The sequence below is a fragment of the Vibrio barjaei genome (assembly GCF_001639065.2).
GTDB lineage: Bacteria > Pseudomonadota > Gammaproteobacteria > Enterobacterales > Vibrionaceae > Vibrio > Vibrio barjaei.
In genome coordinates, this window is the sequence record NZ_LQXO02000032.1 from 1 (window position 1) to 18,776 (window position 18,776).

The following is an 18,776-nucleotide window of genomic DNA, read 5'->3' on the forward strand; positions in this document are numbered from 1 at the left end:
CTGTCACGCCGGGGGTCGCGGGTTCGAGTCCCGTCCACTCCGCCACTTATTTGAGAGTCGTCTCTATAAACACGAAGATAGGGGTGTAGCTCCAATTGGCAGAGCAGCGGATTCCAAATCCGCGTGTTGGGAGTTCGAATCTCTCCACCCCTGCCATATTTAAAGGCTCTGACTTAGGTCAGGGCCTTTTTCGTTTTTTCTTTTCTGAATTCTCTAATTTCATTGTTCACTGATATACTCGTAATCGTTATCAAATATATGGATATGATTATGCCTCATTTACGATTTAGAGCGATTGAACCTGAGCTTGTTAAAACTCTTTTTGGTCCACTAGTTGATGAACTGCAACCGTTAATGGACTGCCCCAAAGAGGACTTCACTGTTGAGCATATTGCCTCCACTTTTTACTTTGATAATAAGGTCAGTCATGCTTATCCATTTATTGAAGTGCTTTGGTTTGATCGGGGACAGGAAGTCAAAAATTCAGTGGCCTTAGTTATCACAAATCAAGTACGCTCAGCACTAGGGAAAGAGCTTGATGTGGCGGTAATCTTTAGTGCGCTTGAGCCTGTAAATTACTACGATAATGGACAGCATTACGGTTAGTACTTGAATGATGTGACTCTCACTATTGGGACTGGAGAAGTCGAAGGATGTTGACTATGGTTATCTATACTTCGGTAGATTAGTCTTTTTGTTTCTTGGTGTTATTGTTGTTTGAGTTATGGCTTATCTACTGTATTTTTGGGGATTTCCCCATTAAGTTTTGGGTAAGGAAGACTGTTATGACCATGATCTCATCAAGGCAGTTTGCCCGATGGCTTAGGGAGAGATTCGCTTCAGAAAAAGATGGAGTGATTCTAACTAGAGAGGACATTAATCAACTATCCGGTAGGCAAAGTTTCACACTCGGTTTCATCAATGATATTCACTATGAATTGATGCAGCATGGTATTGCCTTTGTGACCGACACCAGCAGAGAGAAGTTCTATTTAATTCCTATTAACTCTGCAGAAAACTGGCGCAAAAAACTGGAGATGCAGTATGAAAAAGAGCTCTACTGCAATGTCTTTCCAATCGAAAAGTCTGGGTAAGAAAAAAGCCTCCTTTTGGAGGCTTTTTGCTGACTAGGCCATGCCTTGAATAATCACAAACTTTTCCAGTAGCTCATCATCGGTTTCCACATGGTTAGGATCGGTGATGATACATTTTGTGATTGGGCAGACGGACTGACAAGTTGGTTTATCGTAGTGCCCTTTGCACTCTGTGCACAAATGGGGATCGATCTCAAAGATCTCGCTGCCCATACTAATTGCCCCATTGGGACATTCAGGGTCACACATATCACAGTTGATACACTTGTCAGTGATTAATAGTGCCATGGTTACTTACCAGTTGGGTTACGTGTATCTTGTCCTGAGTTTAGGTTACGCATAAGTAGTGCGTAGTCCAGATCCAACTCCTCTGGCACTGGAATAAAGACGAAGTGTCCGTTACCTTTAGCGTCATCGATACTTTCTGACTTACGGTTTTCCATCACTTCTAGGCTGAATACCACATTGCCTTTTGGTGTCATTAACTCAAGGCTATCGCCAACCACAAATTTGTTTTTCACTTCAACTTCAGCCAAGTGACCGCGGCGTTTACCGGTAAACTCACCAACAAATTGTTGAGAATCGGAAACGGAATAACCATAGTCATAGTTTTGATAGCTGTCATGAGTATGACGACGTAGGAAGCCTTCTGTGTAACCACGGTGAGCTAGGCTTTCTAGCGTGCCCAATAGTGATTCATCAAACGGTTTGCCAGCAACTGCGTCATCAATAGCTTTACGGTAAACTTGAGCAGTACGAGCACAGTAGTAGAAAGATTTAGTACGACCTTCAATCTTAAGTGAGTGGACACCCATCTTAGTCAAACGCTCAACATGCTGAACAGCACGAAGATCCTTGGAGTTCATGATGTAAGTACCATGCTCATCTTCAAAAGCCGCCATTTTATCTTCTGGACGATGGCTTTCAGAAAGCAGGACGACTTCATCTGTTGGTTTACCACGACCGATAGTGGTCTCTGGACGCTCGTCAACGACTTCAACTGCTTGTGCTTCAGGAACAAATTCTTCGACAATTTGACCTGAGTCGTTTTCTGTAGCTTTTTCAACTTTGTATTCCCAGCGGCATGCATTAGTGCATGTACCCTGGTTTGGATCGCGTTTGTTGATGTAGCCGGATAGTAGACAGCGACCTGAATAAGCCATGCAAAGTGCGCCGTGTACGAATACTTCTAGCTCAGTTTCAGGGCAATGTTCACGGATTTCCTCAATCTCTTCTAGCGATAGCTCACGAGACACGATAACGCGCTCAACACCATTAGCTGCCCAGAACTTAACGGTCGCCCAGTTTACGGCGTTTGCCTGTACTGATAGGTGAATCGGCATCTCAGGGAATGCTTCACGAACCATCATGATAAGACCTGGGTCAGACATGATCAGTGCGTCTGGACCCATTTCAACCACAGGTTTTAGATCACGGATGAAGGTTTTTAGCTTCGAGTTATGCGGTTGAATGTTACAAACCACATAAAGCTTTTTACCTAGGGCATGCGCTTCATTGATACCTATCTGAAGGTTTTCGTGGTTGAATTCGTTGTTACGAACACGAAGGCTGTAACGAGGTTGACCCGCGTAAACCGCGTCCGCGCCGTAGGCGAATGCATAACGCATGTTTTTTAGGCTGCCAGCAGGTGACAGAAGTTCTGGAGTAAACATTGCTTTATATCTCTAATCTGATTTCAAGTCAGTGTTGTGCCACCTAATGGCACTAAGGGGCGCAAATTTTACGCTAATATGGAGAGGTTTCCAAGTTTTGTATTGAGCTCGCAGAACGCGAGCTCAGATAAGTAATGGCTATTGCTTTGGTAAGCCGCCTAAGGCGTCATAAAGATTTGGTAGGAATGCGCCAAACTCACCGCACAGCAATGAGAAGTCGGCATCCATTCGAGCCGCGGCATCTTCTCTTGGAATGTCGTCATTCTCATCTTTCAGTTCATCGCTGAATTTAAGGCGTTTAATACTGCCATCATCAGCCAGAATAAATTCAATACGCTCTTGCCAGTTCAGCGCGAGCTTAGTCACAAACTTGTTTGCTGCAATATGACCAAGAATCTCATCGCTTGACAGTTCTTGTTTCTTACAGCGGATAACACCACCGTCTTCTAGCACTGACTTGAGCTCTGCTTCATCTAGAAGATTGAAACCAGTAGGTACTTCACCGCCTTTCACCCATTCGGTTAATGTATTTTCAATAGGCTGTTCAGGGAAGGCAGGAACAACAGGTAGGCTTCCCATTGTTTTTCTCAATAGAGCGATGACATCTTCTGATTTCTTAAAGCTACTTGCATCGACAATGATGAAGCCTTCTTTTGGAAGAATAAGCAGATGAGTGAGGTTACTACGGCTGAAAGCTCGTGGAAGCAAATCAATGATGATTTCATCTTTAAGGTCATCTTTTTCTTTTTTCTTAAGTGGACGACCTTCTTGCGTTTCCAACGCTTCTACTTTGCTGTTTAGTGACTCTTTGATCACAGACGCCGGCAGCATCTTTTCTTCTTTCTTCGCACAAAGCAAAATGCGGTTTTCAGAAACGTGGGTCATCATGTCGCCATGTTTACCAAGCGCTGTCACCCAACCAAATTTTTGCTTATCTTGACTACCACAAGGTGTAAAACGAAACTCTTCAAGCTGCTGCTCGAGTTTATCGGCGTTAAATTCAAGATCCTTGTTGAATCGATAGACCAAACAGTTTTTAAACCACATATTACTCTCACCTTTAGAATAGATAGCTGCACATGATAGGCAATTTTCAAACAATTGTCCTAGCTTAAATCTTCAATATGACAACCCAGATTGTGCGAAAGTTATATTAAAAATTGTTTTCAATGGTCACAAAAGTGTCATAATAATTCTTGATAATGCATGCAGTTGATTAGATTCCATAAGGTTATTCAGATATGTCTAGAAGAATCCTGGTTGTTGAGGATGAAGCACCAATTCGTGAAATGCTGTGTTTCGTGTTAGAGCAGAAAGGCTACCAAGCTGTTGAAGCAGAAGATTACGATACCGCAGTAAACAAACTGGCTGAACCTTACCCAGATCTTGTTCTGCTAGATTGGATGTTGCCTGGTGGTTCAGGTATCAATTTCATAAAGCATATGAAGCGTGAAGAGCTTACCCGAAACATTCCAGTAGTGATGTTGACCGCTCGTGGTGAAGAAGAAGATAAAGTGCGCGGCTTAGAAGTCGGGGCTGATGATTATATCACTAAGCCTTTCTCTCCAAAGGAATTGGTTGCTCGACTAAAAGCAGTTATTCGCCGTGTCACACCAACCGCGTTGGAAGATGTCATCGATGTTCAAGGGCTGAAGCTGGACCCTGTATCGCACCGTGTTACCGCGAATGATGCACCGTTAGATATGGGGCCAACGGAATTTAAAATGTTGCATTTCTTTATGACGCATCAAGAGCGCGTATACAGCCGCGAACAACTGCTTAATAACGTTTGGGGTACCAACGTTTATGTTGAAGACCGCACGGTGGATGTGCACATTCGTCGTTTGCGTAAGGCATTAGAGTCCGCAGGACATGATAAGTTGATTCAGACCGTTCGAGGCGCTGGCTACCGTTTCTCTACCAAAGGCTAGCATCGAACTGGAGAGATAGATGGTTGAAAGGTTAACCTGGAAAAAGCTGGCCTGGGAGCTGGCTTTTTTTTACACCCCTTGGATTGTTGTTGGGTGGATATTTGGATACATGCCGTGGTTACTACTCGTTGCCACGGTTTTGCAGTTGATATGGCACCTACATAATCAACTGCGTTTGTCTGCTTGGTTGTGGGATGAAAAGCGTCTGACCCCGCCATCGGGCACAGGCAACTGGGAGTCGTTATTTAATGGCATCTATCGACTTCAACAACGCCAAAGACGTAAACGAAAAGAGTTAACCAACCTGATTCGTCGCTTTAAAAACGGTGCGGAATCGCTTCCCGATGCGGTTGTGGTGTTTCGTAGCGAAGGTAATATTGTTTGGTGTAACAAACTCGCACAACACCTTTTAGGCTTTCGTTGGCCTGATGATTCAGGGCAGCCGATTTCTAATCTGATTCGCACGCCGGATTTCATTAAGTATCTAAACAAGCAAGATTTCTCTGAGCCTCTAGAAATGCGTTCACCTTTGAATGTTGAAAGAATGCTGGAGCTTCGAATTGTACCGTATACTGAGGGTGAGCATTTGATGGTAGTGCGTGACGTCAGCCAACTTAAGCAATTAGAAGGTATGCGTCGCAATTTCTTTGCTAACGTTTCTCATGAACTACGTACGCCAATGACTGTTCTTCAAGGCTACCTTGAGATGACAGAAGATCCAGACATGGTTGTAGGACCTATGTGGACCAAAGCTCACGGTGTGATGACCGAGCAGCTTAATCGAATGAACAGCCTCGTGAATCAATTACTCACTCTCTCCAAAATTGAAGCTGCGCCAATGCATGAGTTAGACGAAGTTGTCAATGTGCCTGCTATGCTTGAAGTACTCGAAAAAGAGGCGATTAGCCTTAGTGGTGAGGATGGGCACAAGGTTGAGTTTGATGTCGATAATAGCCTGAGAGTATTTGGCGACGATGATCAGTTAAGAAGTGCTATTTCTAATCTGGTTTACAACGCGATAAAATATACGCCACCGGGTGCAAACGTGAAGGTACGCTGGTATCAATCTGCTCAAGGTGCATGTTTAGATGTAGAAGATACTGGGGATGGTATTGAGCCCCAGCATTTGCACCGACTAACTGAGCGTTTTTATCGTGTCGATAAGGCACGCTCTCGTGATACAGGTGGAAGTGGGTTAGGGTTAGCTATCGTAAAACATGCACTATCTCACCATGATTCTCATCTAGAAATTCACTCGGAAGTGGGCGTTGGTAGTAAATTCTCATTTATTCTTCCAGAACGTTTGGTAGTGAACTAATGGCGATGAGCGGCAGGTTAAGTTGGTCAGTATTGCTTTTGGGCGTGATCTCCTTCTCTGGGCTGGCTTCAGAGTTGCCTAAATATACGAAGCAACCTGGGGTCGCAGGAAACTTATCCTCAGTAGGTTCAGATACTTTATCGGGGATGACTACCTTATGGCTGGAAGAGCTTAAGAACATTTATCCTAATGTTAATGCCCAGATTCAAGCTTCAGGCTCGTCGACGGCGCCTCCTGCTCTGGCAGAAGGTACGGCACAATTCGGCCCTATGAGCAGGAAGATGCGCTTAAAAGAGGTGGAATCTTTTGAGCGGCATTATGGTTACAAACCGACTGAGCTGCGAGTTGCGATCGATGCGATCGGGATATTTGTTCATACTGATAACCCCATCAAAGGGCTGAATTTCCAGCAAATAGACAGCATTTTTTCCTCAACATTACGTTGTGGAAGCAACCATTACATTAATAAGTGGGAGCAGTTAGGCGTTAAAGCACCTTGGAGTCAACGTGCTATTCAGATGTTTGGCCGTAACTCGGTATCGGGGACCTATGGTTATTTCAAGAACAATGCACTGTGTGGAGGCGACTTCAAACGCAATGTGAATGAGCAACCTGGCTCAGCATCTGTGGTGCAATCAGTAGCGTCATCCGTGAATACCATTGGTTACTCCGGCATTGGCTATCAAGTATCGGGGGCGAAGTTGGTGCCCATCGCTAAACAAGGTGAGGATTACATCTTACCAACTCAAGACAATGTACAGTCCGGTCACTACCCACTGTCTCGGTTCTTGTATGTTTACGTCAATAAAGATCCACAACGAAAACTTGATCCGATAGAGGAAGCCTATATTCGCTATATCTATTCTAGAGAAGGTCAGCGAATCGTGGTGAAAGATGGCTATGTACCGCTAAATCGAGAATTTGCAGAACAAGAGCTAGCTAAGGTTGGACTGAGCTTTATCGACTAACCTTCATTGGCGAACCGCAAATGCAGCTGCGATAACTAATCGAATTCAAGTTGCCACCCTACCGCTTGCCAGTAGCTTTGCTCCGTTTGTAAATCAGCGGAGAGTAGTCGGTTTTGTTCTAACCAATCTATTTGCTCGCAACTCACAGTCCAAATGTCATCAACGATAGTCAGCTTGAGAGGCAATAACTCATCATTTCGCTGCCCATTAACGATAATGGCGAGTCGTAGGATTCGTATTAAGCCGAGAATATGTTTCTTCTTAAACAGGCTAAACTCAGGGAGCTCTTGCACCTTGAGCGATTTTCTTTGAAAGCGAGCCAGTGTCGCTAGGATGCGCTGCTGCTCACTGTTAAAACCCGGCATATTGGTGTGAGTGAGTATGTAGCTTGAATGCTTATGGAAGGCCTGGTAACTAATACTGAGCCCAACCTCATGAAGTAGAGCACTCCATTCAAGCAAGCTAAACAAATCACTTTTCTTTTTTAGATTGAGCTGCTCGTGGGTTTGATTTAGAAACTCAACTGCTTGGCCGCGAACCTTGGCGGCATGTTCAAGATCGACAAAATGTTTGGCGGCCAAATTCTCAGTGGTTCGCATACGGATATCAGAGCGTTGGAAACGTTCCTCCATTTCATAGAGCAAACCTTCACGAAGAGCGCCAGCTGAAAAGTGCATTTCACGGATCTTTAAACTTTCAAAGAGCGCAGTTAGTATGGCCACGCCTGCGGCAAACACTGGCTTCCTTTCGTCCGTTAGTCCAGCTAAGTTGATGTCATCAATGGTGTTAAACACACACAAGGTATCGATAAGCTTATACAATCGTTTAAGGGTGATTAAACCATCTTCATGTCCTAACCCGATTAAGACTTCTCTTATTGCTTTAATCGTTCCAGAAGAGCCTAGTGCGACTTCCCAACCTTTCTTTTTATATCGAACTGACAATGCTTCCAGTCTTTGCTGAGCTGATAAAATGGCTTTGGAGAAATTTTTAGTGGAGAGTTTTCCGTTGGCAAAAAATTTAGTGGTATAACTCACGCAGCCCATCTGAGTGCTATTCAGTAACACAGGTTCGAAAGCCTTACCTATGATTAGCTCGGTACTACCACCACCAATATCAATCACCAGTTTTGAATTTGACTCGGTTTGAGTGTGCGCGACGCCGGCATAGATTAAGCGTGCTTCTTCTTCACCAGGGATGACTTCAATAGGAAAAGGAAGGACGTCGCGAGCACGTTGCAAAAAGATATGGGTATTATTGGCGATACGCAGCGTGTGGGTCGCGGCAATACGAATGTTTTCTGGCTCAAAACCCTGCAGGCGCTCGGCAAACATGGCGAGGCACTCTAATCCTCGTTCAATAGCGGCATTGTCGAGATTCTGTTGAGCGTCCAACCCAGAGGCTAATCTCACTCGCTGTTTATGGCGACTTACTAACTGTAGGTCTTGATCCACTACCTTAGCCACGACCATATGGAAACTGTTCGAACCTAAGTCGATAGCGGCGACATTTTTTATACTACTGTCCTTGGTCTGGCTCATTATTGATCAGTTGCTCTTTGGTTTTTCTTGTTTGTTTCTCTACCTTTTTAAGATAGTCGTAAATAGCCATTTGTGAGCGCACTTTTTTACGGTTACCGCGCGGTACGTAGCTGTTACTCATTTCTTTGTCTATCCAACGCGCTTTCATGGTATCAGTAAAGTGAAGGTTAATAATGTCGATAATTCGCTGTTTTAAACGAGCGTCACGAACTGGAGCGGCGACTTCAATACGATGGTCTATGTTGCGAGTCATCCAGTCGGCTGATGAGATATAGACTTGAGGATCGCCATTGTTATGCGCAATGATGACGCGAGGGTGCTCTAGGAAGCGATCAACAATGCTGATAATTTTGATGTTGTCGCTCACTCCTTCAACCCCAGGAACTAGAGAGCACATACCGCGGATAATCATTTGGATTTTAACCCCAGCATTGCTCGCGCCGTAGAGTTTGTTGATCAATCCTTTGTCAACTAAGTTATTAATTTTTAAAGTAAGCTTGCCTTTCTTACCTGCTTTAGCGTTGGCGATTTCAGTATCAATGAGTCGGTAGAGCTGTTTACGTGAGTTACGTGGGGAGACGATGAGATAATTAAACTTCACTGGGCGGTAAGGGTTTTCGATATAGCCGAATACGTTGCGAACTTCATTCGCGATCTCTTGATCGGCAGTTAGTAAAGAAAAGTCGGTATAGATGCGGGCGTTCTTCTCATGAAAGTTCCCGGTACCAATGTGAGCGTAGCGGGTAATCTCGCCCTCTTCTCGGCGACTTATCAGCAGTAACTTAGCGTGTATTTTTAACCCCGGAGCACCAAAGATCACTTGTACCCCGTTTTCGGTGAGCACTCTAGACCATTCGATGTTTGCTTCTTCGTCAAACCGAGCCTGCAGCTCAACCACTACCGTGACATTTTTACCGTTGTGTACTGCGTCAATCAATGAGTTCATCAAACGGGAGTCTTTCGCGACTCGATATACATTGATTTTGATACCAATGACCTTAGGGTCAAACGAGGCTTGCCGCACTAACTCAGTAATATGATCGAAGGTGTGATATGGGAAATGGAGCAAAATATCTTGAGCGCGTATGGCCTCAAACTGGTTGTCGTAGCCATCGAAGTCGGCACAACGCATTGGAGGTAGTGGCTTGTTTTCTAGGTATTCACGTCCAACATTTGGAAAGCCGATAAAGTCTTTAAAGTTATGGTAGCGACCACCGGGAATTAGGCTATCATAGTTAGAAATACCCAGTTTGCTGCACAAGGTGTTTAGCATTTCTTCGGGCATCTCACGCTCGTAAACGAAGCGTACGGGCATGGCGGTCAGTCGTTGATTGACACTCTCAGACATTTGCTCGAGCAGGCTATGCTCTACTTCGAGACTCAAGTCGTACTCCGCATCCCTCGTCATTTTCATCGCATAGCCATTAAGCTCATCGTAATCAAAGAACCCGCGAAATATGTCGTCAAGACAATAACGAATGATGTTGTCGAGCAGGATTATGGTTTTACGGCGTTTACCTTTCTGTTCAGGAACCATGACAAAACGGGGTAAGTGATCAGTAGGGATCTCTAAGATCGCATATTGAGAACTCTGCTCTTTTTGCATATCGACAACGATATAAGCGTACTCATCTTTAAGAAATTGCAGTACGTTGATGTCTTCACCAAGCATAAAAGGCGTTAAGTGAGGCAATACTTCATTTCTAAAGTATTTCTTTACCCACTTTTGCTGTGTGTCACTTAGCTGAGTTTCATTAACTAGGAAGATTCGACGACGAGCCATCTCTAAAATCAGCTCGTTGTAGAGTTCATCAAATCGTAAATTAAGCTTGAGAGCCTTACTTTGCATCTTACCCAGTAGATGCTTGGAGTTGTCGTTAATACCACTTTCTTGGTTAATGAGGATGCGGCGTTTTACGTCAGAGAAGCGAACTTTGTAAAACTCATCGAGGTTGTTGGAGAAAATCCCTAAAAAGCGGATGCGTTCAATCAATGGGACGGTCTTGTCTGCGGCTTCTTGCAGCACTCGTTCATTAAAAGAGAGCCAACTGAGTTCTTTTTCGATATAGAGTTTTTCTGCGCTCATCTACCTAACCACCAACATTTTGGACTCATTGTTGTCAATGAGTGACATAAAAGACTAACCTGATCGTGAACCTTATTGATTTTATATGACATTTTTATTTCAAATAGCGTGCGACTTGACACATTTCATTATTTTCAGCACGTTAGATGACATGTAATATAACTGTCATCTAAACGACATAAAATGTTTGGGCGCGTCATGCATTCTAGTAACTCGTCCCAGAACCCTTAATGGGTAATATCTCGTAAGATTCTAACCGTCACCAAAGAGACAAATGTAGATTATGGCAACAGCCAACTTTTCGTTACAAACCAAAGATCGTAAAAGACTGATAAAGGACCGCTTGGTTCGTTGGATCGTGTCTTTTGGCGGTTTGAGTGTGTTGGCGAGTTTGATCTTTATCTTTGTCTATTTGGCTTATGTGACGTTCCCATTGTTTTCTGATGCCAAGGTAACATGGTCACAAGGGGTTGAGTTAAGTATAGATAAACCTATCGTCTATAGCGTGGTAGACGACCACGGTACTCGAGCTGCTTTTGTGACATCTGAAGGAGCGGTGGTTGAGCAATCTCTAGTCTCAGGTCAACAAACCACACGTCAACTTCCTATTAGTATCTCAATGCTTAAGACGATCAATAATGACCAGTTACTCATTGTTGATTCGGATCAGAGACTCGCTTTAGTCCAGCCTAAATTTAAATGGCAATCAGAAAAAGGACAAAGTGATCTAGAACTTGAGTTGCCAGGTCGTGCTGATTGGGTGCCGACTCATGGCAGCTTCATGTCATTGGTAACAGCAACCAGCAATGCTCACGGGACAGCCTTTGCTATGGTAGATAGTAGTGGCTTAGTCCATTTGATTTGGCAGCCAACGAGTTCAGATGCCTTGGATTCTTCCGATTCGATTGCAGTGCAGACTCTCTCTACTCTTGCTCCTTTAGACTCTGCCGATGAAATATTGCTAACTCCAGATGCGCAAACGGTTTACGTGCGAAGTGGTAATGAACTTGCTGTGATCAACAGAAGGGCCGAGCATCTCGTGGTTCGTGAACTGGTGGACTTAACCGCAGTGAATAGCGCCAACGTCACCGGACTTAAATTGTTGTCTGGTGCTCACTCCTTATTGGTGGAGTATGACAACCAGCAAGTTTGGCAGTGGTTTGATGTGGTGAAACAAGACGCAAGGCACTTAACTGCTATTCGTTCATTTGATTTTGATGCACCTTTAAATGCTTTAATTCCAGAGAACTTAACGAAAGGGTTCATAACCGTCTTAGCAGACGGGAGCATGCAAAATAATTACACCACTAGTGAACGGGTTGTATTCACCAGTAGTCTGCCAAGTAAGGATCCGGTAAGCGCCTTTGCACTCTCTCATAACAATCAAAATGCGTTGGTATTGTCGGGTCATACGACCTACTTAGGACATATTGATAATCCACATCCAGAAATTTCGTTGTCGGCATTGTTCGGCAAAGTGTGGTACGAGAGTTATCCAGAGCCTGAGTTTGTTTGGCAAACTACCGCGGCTTCTGATGAGTTTGAAGGCAAGTACAGTCTTGTACCTATTGCCTTTGGTACCATTAAAGCTGCGATGTTCGCTATGTTGTTTGCGGTACCGATTGCGGTTTTTGGCGCGATCTATACGGCGTATTTTATGTCGTCCACTATGCGTAAGGTCGTTAAGCCAACCATCGAACTGATGGAGGCGTTACCTACCGTTATCATTGGTTTTCTTGCTGGTCTTTGGTTTGCTCCGATAGTGGAAACGCATTTACCAGCGGTACTTCTGCTTCTGCTAACTCTACCTACTATTTGTCTATTAGCTGGCGTTGTTTGGTACATCTTGCCGCGTCAATACACCAGTAAACTACCCAGTGGATTGCATCCGTTTACGCTAATTCCTGTCATCATTGTTGCGATGTACCTGGCCATGACGTACTCCACTGATATGGAGGTATTGTTTTTTAATGGTGATGCCCGAGTTTTTCTTGCTCAGCATGGTATTGATTTTGACCAAAGAAATGCTCTAGTTGTCGGCTTTGCAATGGGGTTTGCTGTGATTCCGACCATCTTTACGATTGCTGAAGATGCGATCTTTTCTGTGCCGAAGCATCTCTCTGATGGTTCATTAGCACTAGGTGCAACTCAGTGGCAAACCTTAGTGTATGTTGTGCTACTAACCGCAAGTCCGGGGATTTTCTCGGCAGTAATGATGGGGTTGGGTCGAGCAGTAGGTGAGACTATGATCGTTTTGATGGCGACGGGCAACACACCGATATTAGATTGGAATATTTTTGAGGGCATGAGAACACTTTCTGCCACCATGGCTGTGGAGCTCCCTGAATCTGAGGTTGGAGGCAGCCACTATCGTTTGTTGTTTTTAATCGCGTTGATCTTGTTTAGTTTTACCTTTGTTGTGAATTCACTGGCAGAGTGGGTGAGACAAAGACTGAGGGAGAAATACAGTGCGCTGTAGAATGTGGAAGGAGCCTTACCATGTTTAAGTGGCTCAAATCTGGCGCACCTTGGGTTTGGCTAACAGGTGGTGCGGTTAGCATCAGCTTAATATCCGTGCTTGGTCTTTTGTTATTGATTGGTTGGAAAGGGCTCACTTATTTTTGGCCCGCACCGCTTTATCAATGGCAAGATGACAACGGCAAAGCTCTAATCGGGCAGATTTACTCAAAGACTTGGGTTCCCTCCCATAACATTCCCGATGCGGATAAGCTGTTGCCGACTGATGTGCTGACAGAGGGCAAAGTAGAGCGTCTGAGTATTAAAGTCGCTAATCGAGACTTATATGGTGTCGATTTTATTTCTTTGCTTGCACCGCAAATTAAATTGCAAACGACACCAGCCGATCTTGTCGTTTTAGAGAGAACACGTGGCGGTGACTTTTTTGGGAAAATTATCGCTCTAAAGACGCCTGATGGTGATATTACTACTGATCTTAACACATTGTTGAAGCTGGAAATTGAGCAGGTGAAACTGACTCGAGAGCAAATAGATGACACGATTAAACGTAAAATACGTGGGTTGAATCATCAATTGGAAGCATTACGGCTAAAGCAACGTCGAGACTCACTTAATGGAGAGCTGTCAGAGGAGCTTACTCACCGTTATGAGCAGCAAGTCAGTATTATTCACCAACAGCTAAACCAAAGTGAAGGGGAGCTGGATGCACTGCGTAGCGAGTTGAGCAGCAAAACGCTCATTGTTGAAGATATGCGTGGTGAGAAAGTTGAGATTGGGTTAAATCGGATCCTTGATTTCTGGTATCCGAACAACATGTCTTTTGCCGATAAGTTGGTGCATTGGGGTGGACAAGTCTGGAAGTTCCTCTCTGATGACCCACGAGAGTCAAACTCTGAAGGTGGCGTGTTCCCTGCAATTTTCGGTACTGTCTTGTTGGTTATTATTATGTCTGTAATGGTGATGCCATTAGGGGTGCTGGTGGCGGTGTATCTACATGAATATGCTGAAAATAACGCGCTTACACGAATGATACGGGTAGGGGTGATTAACCTCGCGGGGGTACCATCCATTGTATACGGTGTGTTTGGTTTAGGCTTTTTCGTTTATACCATTGGTGGTTCTATTGATTCGCTGTTCTATGCTGAGCGATTACCTGCACCAACGTTTGGCACTCCGGGGCTATTGTGGTCGGCATTAACACTCGCGATTCTTACGTTGCCAGTAGTGATCGTCGCAACGGAAGAAGGGCTGAATAGAATTCCGGTGTCCGCCAGACATGGTTCATTAGCTCTAGGAGCAACGCAATCTGAAACGCTTTGGCGCATTGTATTGCCTATGGCAAGCCCTGCAATAATCACCGGGCTGATCCTTGCAGTGGCGCGAGCGGCAGGAGAGGTTGCACCTCTAATGCTAGTCGGTGTGGTAAAACTAGCATCAAGCTTGCCTATCGATTCGCAGTTTCCATTTTTGCATCTGGAGCGCAAATTTATGCACCTCGGCTTTCATATCTATGATGTGGGCTTTCAAACCTCGAATATTGAAGCAGCAAGACCGTTAGTCTATGCCACCTCATTCTTGTTGGTGACGGTTGTTGTTGGACTAAACTTAACAGCAATCGCCATTCGAAATAACCTGCGCGAAAAGTATCGAACATTAGGACAAGATTAATCATGTTTTCTATCAATCAAACTTTGGGCTACCCCACGCCTTTAGATATTAACAATCTAAGCGATGAGCAAACCGCCATTGCGATAGAAAACTTGAATCTGTTTTATCGCGATAAACAAGCTCTAGATGACGTATCTATGCGGATCCCAAAAGGGCAAGTGACGGCATTTATCGGACCGTCTGGTTGTGGTAAGTCGACTCTGCTTCGCTGTATCAATCGGATGAATGATCTGATTGAAGGTTGTACGGTGACAGGCAAAGTGAAATTACATGGAGGTAATGTTTATCATCCAGATGTGGACGTCGCGACTTTGCGAAGACGAGTTGGGATGGTGTTTCAGCGTCCGAATCCATTTCCAAAGTCTATTTATGAGAATGTGGTTTACGGATTGCGGCTTCAAGGAATTAAGAATAGCCGCAATCTCGATGATGCGGTAGAACGAGCACTGCGCTCAGCAGCCCTTTGGGATGAAGTGAAAGATAGATTACATGAGAATGCGTTTGGGCTGTCAGGTGGACAACAACAGCGACTGGTGATTGCTCGAGCCATCGCCATTGAGCCCGAAGTATTGCTGCTGGATGAGCCAACCTCGGCGCTTGATCCTATTTCAACATTAACCATCGAAGAGCTCATTAATGAGCTTAAAACCAAATACACGGTTGTGATCGTAACGCATAACATGCAGCAAGCGGCGCGAGTTAGTGATCACACTGCCTTTATTCACCTAGGAAAATTGGTAGAGTATGCGGATACTGATACTATATTTACCTCACCGATTGAAAAACAAACCGAAGACTATATTACCGGTCGTTACGGTTAATTAAGGAAGTTGTTGGACATGCATTTTGGTCGTCATATCTCTGGTCAGTTTAATGCCGAATTAGAATCGATACGCACTCATGTGTTAACGATGGGAGGGCTGGTCGAACAGCAATTATCCTTTGCAATGCAGGCGTTGCACAAAGATGACCTTGAGCTGGCCAAAAAAGTGGTTAGGGACGATCACAAAGTGAATGCGATGGAAGTCTCCATCGACGAGGCATGTACGCGAATTATTGCTAAACGCCAGCCTACGGCGAAAGATCTTCGCTTAGTGATGGCAATCATCAAAACGATAACGGATCTTGAGCGTATCGGTGATGTTGCGACTCGAATTGCTCGAGTCGCTATAGAGCAACCATCAACGAAACAACAGAAATTTCATGTCTCTTTAGAACCGCTATGCCGGCAAGCCATCACTATGTTGCATCAAGTACTTGATGCATTTGCTCGTATGGATGTCGACGCTGCTGCTGAAGTCTATAAATTAGATGACAAGCTGGATGCAGAGTATGAAGCCGTGGTTCGTCAATTGATGACGTATATGATGGAAGACCCGAAGAACATTCCTAACATTCTTCAGGTCATGTGGTCAGCTCGAGCCATTGAGCGGGTGGGTGATCGTTGCCAGAATATTTGCGAATACATCATTTACTTCGTGAAGGGTAAAGATGTTCGTCACCTGGACGAAAAAGCTATTAACGACATTCTTTAGTTGGGCAGTTTTAGAAACGCCCAATCACACCGAAGTTCAAGGTCATATTCGAGCCTACTGGGATATAGGTGTCTTGCGCGTTAAATACGTCATAATCGAAGCCTGTTTTTAAACCAAAGCTTGAATTGAGCATATAAACATAACTTGCACCAATACTTAAGCCTAGGGAACTGCGACTACTCGATTCACTATCGCGGCTATCGCGACCGTAATAATCAGCAAGGCCAAATTCAGCTTGCAAGCCATGGTCCTGTTTGTGTCCGAACATATGTTGTAATCCTAGGCGGTAGGAGTCTAGTCGTTCGTCGTAACGGTTAGTGTTATAGGTCTTGCGTCCATAGCTAAAAAATACAGCATCCATACCTAGTGTGTCCGCTACACCTAACTGAATACCAGCGCCATTGTATATACCGATTTTGAGGTCAGGTGATACGTGGAACGTTTGAGCTGATGTTGTGAAAGAAAGAGTAGCGATTAGAGGTAACAATAGCTTTTTCATCAAGCACCTTTATGGGACAGTAAAAGTGCGTTGATGGTAGCTACCGTCGTGCTACATGGCTAAAAAGAGTTGCTTATAACTATTATTAGTCCTGATTATTGATATGTTGTTGGATTTTTTCGCGTAGCATTTTTTCTAACCACTTGGTTTTAGGTGAGTGGCGATTCTTATTATGAACGTAAGCATACAGACCTTTGGTATAAGGTTGCTGCTGCTCGTTAATCTCTACTTTTAAGGCCCTGAGCTGCTTGCTGTGTTGACTTGGTAGTAGGTTTGAATGAGGCAATATCATATCTGTTGACGATACTACATCAATGATCGCTAACACGACCTCAGAGCGAAAGCCCACCTTTGCTTCATATCCGAGTTGTTCTAGTATTTGAGCGGCAAAACTAAAGTTGTCATTCCACCCTGGAGAAATGAGTGATGCAATCTCATATTTAGCTGCATCATGAGGAGTGATGATATCGCTCTTAAGGGGATGATCTTGACGTACATAAACGCGAGCTTCCATGTCTGCTAACTTGTCTCTAGCAATCTCTTTAGATATGCCGTCTAAGTCATAATGCATCCCTAGAAACACTTCACCGTTACGAAGTTGCTCTGGGGTTTGCTGAGTCCAACTGGTGAGTTCTAAGTTGAGGTTTGGCGCTTGCTTTCTTAGTTCTATAAACAGAGAACCCGCCAAACAAGATAATACGATTGGCGCTAAAGCGATTTTTATGGTTCCTTCCAGTTCACTCGGCGAGAAGTCGGAAAGTTGTTCTAAAGACGCTTCGAGACCATCCAAGTAAGGGGCGATTTTTTCCTCTACTAGAAGGGCAAATGGTGTTGGCTCTAACCCGCCCTGTACTTTGACAAAGAGTTCATCATCTAAGTGAAAGCGCAGCTTTTGCAGTGCTTGACTGATTGCAGGCTGAGTCACAAACAAGCGCTCGGCGGTTTTTCGGGCATTGCGCTCCTGCAATAGAACACGAAACGTTCTGAGTAGGTTCAAATCGAGCTTTTGAAATAAATTTGCTGACGTTTTCATAAATCCCTAGAAGAAAGTAGTGCGAGATTGAAAGAAGCTTAAAGATGGTCGGCTTCTTTTCTGGAGCCCAGATTAAAAGAACAAGCTTTATAATGAGTTTAGCACTTTCGCTACTGCTCGAATTTTATCACTGCTTGTCACAGGAATAGCAAAGTCATCCACATCATCACGACCCATTTTTGCATCGTCAGCAATGAAATGCATCTTGCTTTTTCTAGTTGATTTGCCTGAAAGGTGGACTTCCGTAACGTGACTGGTGGCGATGATCTTAGCGACATTATCAGCATTGACTCCAGCTCCGGCCATCAATTCTATGCGTCCATTTGCCAAAGCAGACAGCTTGGCGAGCATATCGCTACCGTCTAGTGCATTTGAGGCCAGTCCGGATGTGAGTATTCGCTCACACCCTAATGCGATTACATCCTCCAAAGCCTGTTCGGGATGTTTGCATTGGTCGAACGCTCGATGGAAGGTTACACCCAGCTGTAACTCATGAGCCAGTTTTACTAAGCGGATAGAACGAGGCATATCGATGTTGCCATCTTTATCAAGTAGGCCTAAAACGATGCCTTGAGCACCATATTTAGCGGCGGTGCGCACGTCTTCTGCCATGATTTCAACATCGTCACAATCATAGAGGAAATCACCTTGTCTAGGACGTATCATGACGTAGATAGGAATAGAAGAAGATTGGACAGCTTGTTTAATGAGGCCTGCGTTCGGGGTTAGTCCCCCTAACGCCAAAGATGAGCATAGCTCAATCCGCGTAGCACCACCTGTAATCGCCAGTGGCAGGGACTCGATATTATCGATACAGACTTCAAGTTGGTAGTTCATAAGGTTTCTCAGTAACTATACTGGGTATCAATATATCTCTGCTTTTGAATTCTGAAAATAGAAAAAGCCCGAGTCGTGACTCGGGCTTTAATTTTTTGGCTAACTCGTTTCTTCT

At 44.4% G+C, this 18,776-nt stretch carries 17 protein-coding genes and 1 tRNA gene; 10 read left to right on the forward strand and 8 right to left on the reverse strand.

Going from position 1 to position 18,776, the window contains the following annotated elements; all coding sequences use genetic code 11:
* Positions 1-79: 79 nt before the first annotated feature.
* The 3 genes from AWH66_RS14695 to AWH66_RS14705 all read left to right on the forward strand — a co-directional run bounded on the left by AWH66_RS14695 (position 80) and on the right by AWH66_RS14705 (position 1,094).
* Positions 80-156 (forward strand) — tRNA-Trp (locus AWH66_RS14695).
* A gap of 114 nt (positions 157-270) precedes the next feature.
* Positions 271-606: a DUF1904 domain-containing protein gene (locus AWH66_RS14700; RefSeq protein WP_071487857.1), complete on the forward strand. Its 336-nt coding sequence runs from the start codon at positions 271-273 to the stop codon at positions 604-606.
* 179 nt (positions 607-785) lie between these two features.
* Positions 786-1,094, forward strand: coding sequence for a hypothetical protein (locus AWH66_RS14705; protein ID WP_038223073.1), 309 nt, complete (start codon positions 786-788; stop codon positions 1,092-1,094).
* Between the two features lie 33 nt (positions 1,095-1,127).
* Here AWH66_RS14705 and AWH66_RS14710 read toward each other — a convergent pair whose 3' ends face one another.
* The 3 genes from AWH66_RS14710 to rdgC all read right to left on the reverse strand — a co-directional run bounded on the left by AWH66_RS14710 (position 1,128) and on the right by rdgC (position 3,814).
* Complete coding sequence (locus AWH66_RS14710) at positions 1,128-1,382, reverse strand: YfhL family 4Fe-4S dicluster ferredoxin (RefSeq protein ID WP_006074776.1); 255 nt, start codon at positions 1,380-1,382, stop codon at positions 1,128-1,130.
* Between the two features lie 2 nt (positions 1,383-1,384).
* Positions 1,385-2,767 carry a prephenate-dependent tRNA uridine(34) hydroxylase TrhP gene (gene trhP, locus AWH66_RS14715; protein ID WP_063603983.1) on the reverse strand — a complete coding sequence of 461 codons (1,383 nt, stop codon included), beginning with the start codon at positions 2,765-2,767 and terminating at the stop codon, positions 1,385-1,387.
* Between the two features lie 138 nt (positions 2,768-2,905).
* Positions 2,906-3,814 carry a recombination-associated protein RdgC gene (gene rdgC / locus AWH66_RS14720; RefSeq protein ID WP_063603984.1) on the reverse strand — a complete coding sequence of 303 codons (909 nt, stop codon included), beginning with the start codon at positions 3,812-3,814 and terminating at the stop codon, positions 2,906-2,908.
* Positions 3,815-4,008: 194 nt separating this feature from the next.
* On the opposite strand from rdgC, the gene phoB reads away from it, so the two are divergent.
* The 3 genes from phoB to AWH66_RS14735 are packed head-to-tail and all read left to right on the forward strand — an operon-like array spanning position 4,009 to position 6,984.
* Complete coding sequence (gene phoB, locus AWH66_RS14725; protein WP_038227986.1) at positions 4,009-4,698, forward strand: phosphate regulon transcriptional regulator PhoB; 690 nt, start codon at positions 4,009-4,011, stop codon at positions 4,696-4,698.
* A gap of 19 nt (positions 4,699-4,717) precedes the next feature.
* Complete coding sequence (gene phoR, locus AWH66_RS14730) at positions 4,718-6,016, forward strand: phosphate regulon sensor histidine kinase PhoR (protein ID WP_063603985.1); 1,299 nt, start codon at positions 4,718-4,720, stop codon at positions 6,014-6,016.
* Between the two features lie 5 nt (positions 6,017-6,021).
* The gene (locus tag AWH66_RS14735; RefSeq protein WP_063604083.1) at positions 6,022-6,984 is read left to right on the forward strand and encodes a PstS family phosphate ABC transporter substrate-binding protein; all 963 of its coding nucleotides are present in this window, start codon (positions 6,022-6,024) and stop codon (positions 6,982-6,984) included.
* Between the two features lie 35 nt (positions 6,985-7,019).
* Here AWH66_RS14735 and ppx read toward each other — a convergent pair whose 3' ends face one another.
* Entirely contained in the window at positions 7,020-8,525 is a 1,506-nt protein-coding gene (ppx, locus tag AWH66_RS14740; RefSeq protein WP_063603986.1) for an exopolyphosphatase, read from the reverse strand.
* The gene (ppk1, locus tag AWH66_RS14745) at positions 8,503-10,611 is read right to left on the reverse strand and encodes a polyphosphate kinase 1 (protein WP_063603987.1); all 2,109 of its coding nucleotides are present in this window, start codon (positions 10,609-10,611) and stop codon (positions 8,503-8,505) included. Before ppk1 ends, ppx begins: the two co-directional genes overlap by 23 nt.
* 283 nt (positions 10,612-10,894) lie before the next feature.
* Between ppk1 and AWH66_RS14750 the strand changes: the two genes are divergently transcribed.
* The 4 genes from AWH66_RS14750 to phoU are packed head-to-tail and all read left to right on the forward strand — an operon-like array spanning position 10,895 to position 16,292.
* A complete protein-coding gene (locus AWH66_RS14750) occupies positions 10,895-13,090 on the forward strand; it encodes an ABC transporter permease subunit (RefSeq protein ID WP_063603988.1) in 2,196 nt (731 codons plus the stop codon).
* Positions 13,091-13,110: 20 nt separating this feature from the next.
* Positions 13,111-14,757, forward strand: coding sequence for a phosphate ABC transporter permease PstA (gene pstA / locus AWH66_RS14755; RefSeq protein WP_063603989.1), 1,647 nt, complete (start codon positions 13,111-13,113; stop codon positions 14,755-14,757).
* 2 nt (positions 14,758-14,759) lie between these two features.
* Positions 14,760-15,578 carry a phosphate ABC transporter ATP-binding protein PstB gene (gene pstB / locus AWH66_RS14760; protein ID WP_063603990.1) on the forward strand — a complete coding sequence of 273 codons (819 nt, stop codon included), beginning with the start codon at positions 14,760-14,762 and terminating at the stop codon, positions 15,576-15,578.
* Between the two features lie 18 nt (positions 15,579-15,596).
* Entirely contained in the window at positions 15,597-16,292 is a 696-nt protein-coding gene (phoU, locus tag AWH66_RS14765) for a phosphate signaling complex protein PhoU (RefSeq protein WP_006074790.1), read from the forward strand.
* A 10-nt stretch (positions 16,293-16,302) separates the two neighbouring features.
* Here phoU and AWH66_RS14770 read toward each other — a convergent pair whose 3' ends face one another.
* The 3 genes from AWH66_RS14770 to AWH66_RS14780 form a co-directional block, all read right to left on the reverse strand.
* On the reverse strand, positions 16,303-16,791 hold the full coding sequence (locus AWH66_RS14770; protein ID WP_063603991.1) for a DUF481 domain-containing protein: 489 nt from the start codon (positions 16,789-16,791) through the stop codon (positions 16,303-16,305).
* Between the two features lie 85 nt (positions 16,792-16,876).
* A complete protein-coding gene (locus AWH66_RS14775; protein WP_063603992.1) occupies positions 16,877-17,824 on the reverse strand; it encodes a LysR family transcriptional regulator in 948 nt (315 codons plus the stop codon).
* An 87-nt stretch (positions 17,825-17,911) separates the two neighbouring features.
* Complete coding sequence (locus AWH66_RS14780; protein WP_063603993.1) at positions 17,912-18,661, reverse strand: copper homeostasis protein CutC; 750 nt, start codon at positions 18,659-18,661, stop codon at positions 17,912-17,914.
* Between the last annotated feature and the right edge of the window lie 115 nt (positions 18,662-18,776).

Excerpts from the sequence above, each read along its gene's own strand:
- phoB (WP_038227986.1), top strand. The coding sequence starts at position 4,009 with ATGTCTAGAAGAATCCTGGTTGTTGAGGATGAAGCACCAATTCGTGAA.
- AWH66_RS14775 (WP_063603992.1), bottom strand. The coding sequence starts at position 17,824 with ATGAAAACGTCAGCAAATTTATTTCAAAAGCTCGATTTGAACCTACTC.
- phoU (WP_006074790.1), top strand. The coding sequence starts at position 15,597 with ATGCATTTTGGTCGTCATATCTCTGGTCAGTTTAATGCCGAATTAGAA.
- pstA (WP_063603989.1), top strand. The coding sequence starts at position 13,111 with ATGTTTAAGTGGCTCAAATCTGGCGCACCTTGGGTTTGGCTAACAGGT.
- pstB (WP_063603990.1), top strand. The coding sequence starts at position 14,760 with ATGTTTTCTATCAATCAAACTTTGGGCTACCCCACGCCTTTAGATATT.
- AWH66_RS14780 (WP_063603993.1), bottom strand. The coding sequence starts at position 18,661 with ATGAACTACCAACTTGAAGTCTGTATCGATAATATCGAGTCCCTGCCA.
- ppx (WP_063603986.1), bottom strand. The coding sequence starts at position 8,525 with ATGAGCCAGACCAAGGACAGTAGTATAAAAAATGTCGCCGCTATCGAC.
- AWH66_RS14735 (WP_063604083.1), top strand. The coding sequence starts at position 6,022 with ATGAGCGGCAGGTTAAGTTGGTCAGTATTGCTTTTGGGCGTGATCTCC.
- AWH66_RS14770 (WP_063603991.1), bottom strand. The coding sequence starts at position 16,791 with ATGAAAAAGCTATTGTTACCTCTAATCGCTACTCTTTCTTTCACAACA.
- rdgC (WP_063603984.1), bottom strand. The coding sequence starts at position 3,814 with ATGTGGTTTAAAAACTGTTTGGTCTATCGATTCAACAAGGATCTTGAA.
- AWH66_RS14750 (WP_063603988.1), top strand. The coding sequence starts at position 10,895 with ATGGCAACAGCCAACTTTTCGTTACAAACCAAAGATCGTAAAAGACTG.
- AWH66_RS14700 (WP_071487857.1), top strand. The coding sequence starts at position 271 with ATGCCTCATTTACGATTTAGAGCGATTGAACCTGAGCTTGTTAAAACT.
- AWH66_RS14710 (WP_006074776.1), bottom strand. The coding sequence starts at position 1,382 with ATGGCACTATTAATCACTGACAAGTGTATCAACTGTGATATGTGTGAC.
- trhP (WP_063603983.1), bottom strand. The coding sequence starts at position 2,767 with ATGTTTACTCCAGAACTTCTGTCACCTGCTGGCAGCCTAAAAAACATG.
- phoR (WP_063603985.1), top strand. The coding sequence starts at position 4,718 with ATGGTTGAAAGGTTAACCTGGAAAAAGCTGGCCTGGGAGCTGGCTTTT.
- AWH66_RS14705 (WP_038223073.1), top strand. The coding sequence starts at position 786 with ATGACCATGATCTCATCAAGGCAGTTTGCCCGATGGCTTAGGGAGAGA.
- ppk1 (WP_063603987.1), bottom strand. The coding sequence starts at position 10,611 with ATGAGCGCAGAAAAACTCTATATCGAAAAAGAACTCAGTTGGCTCTCT.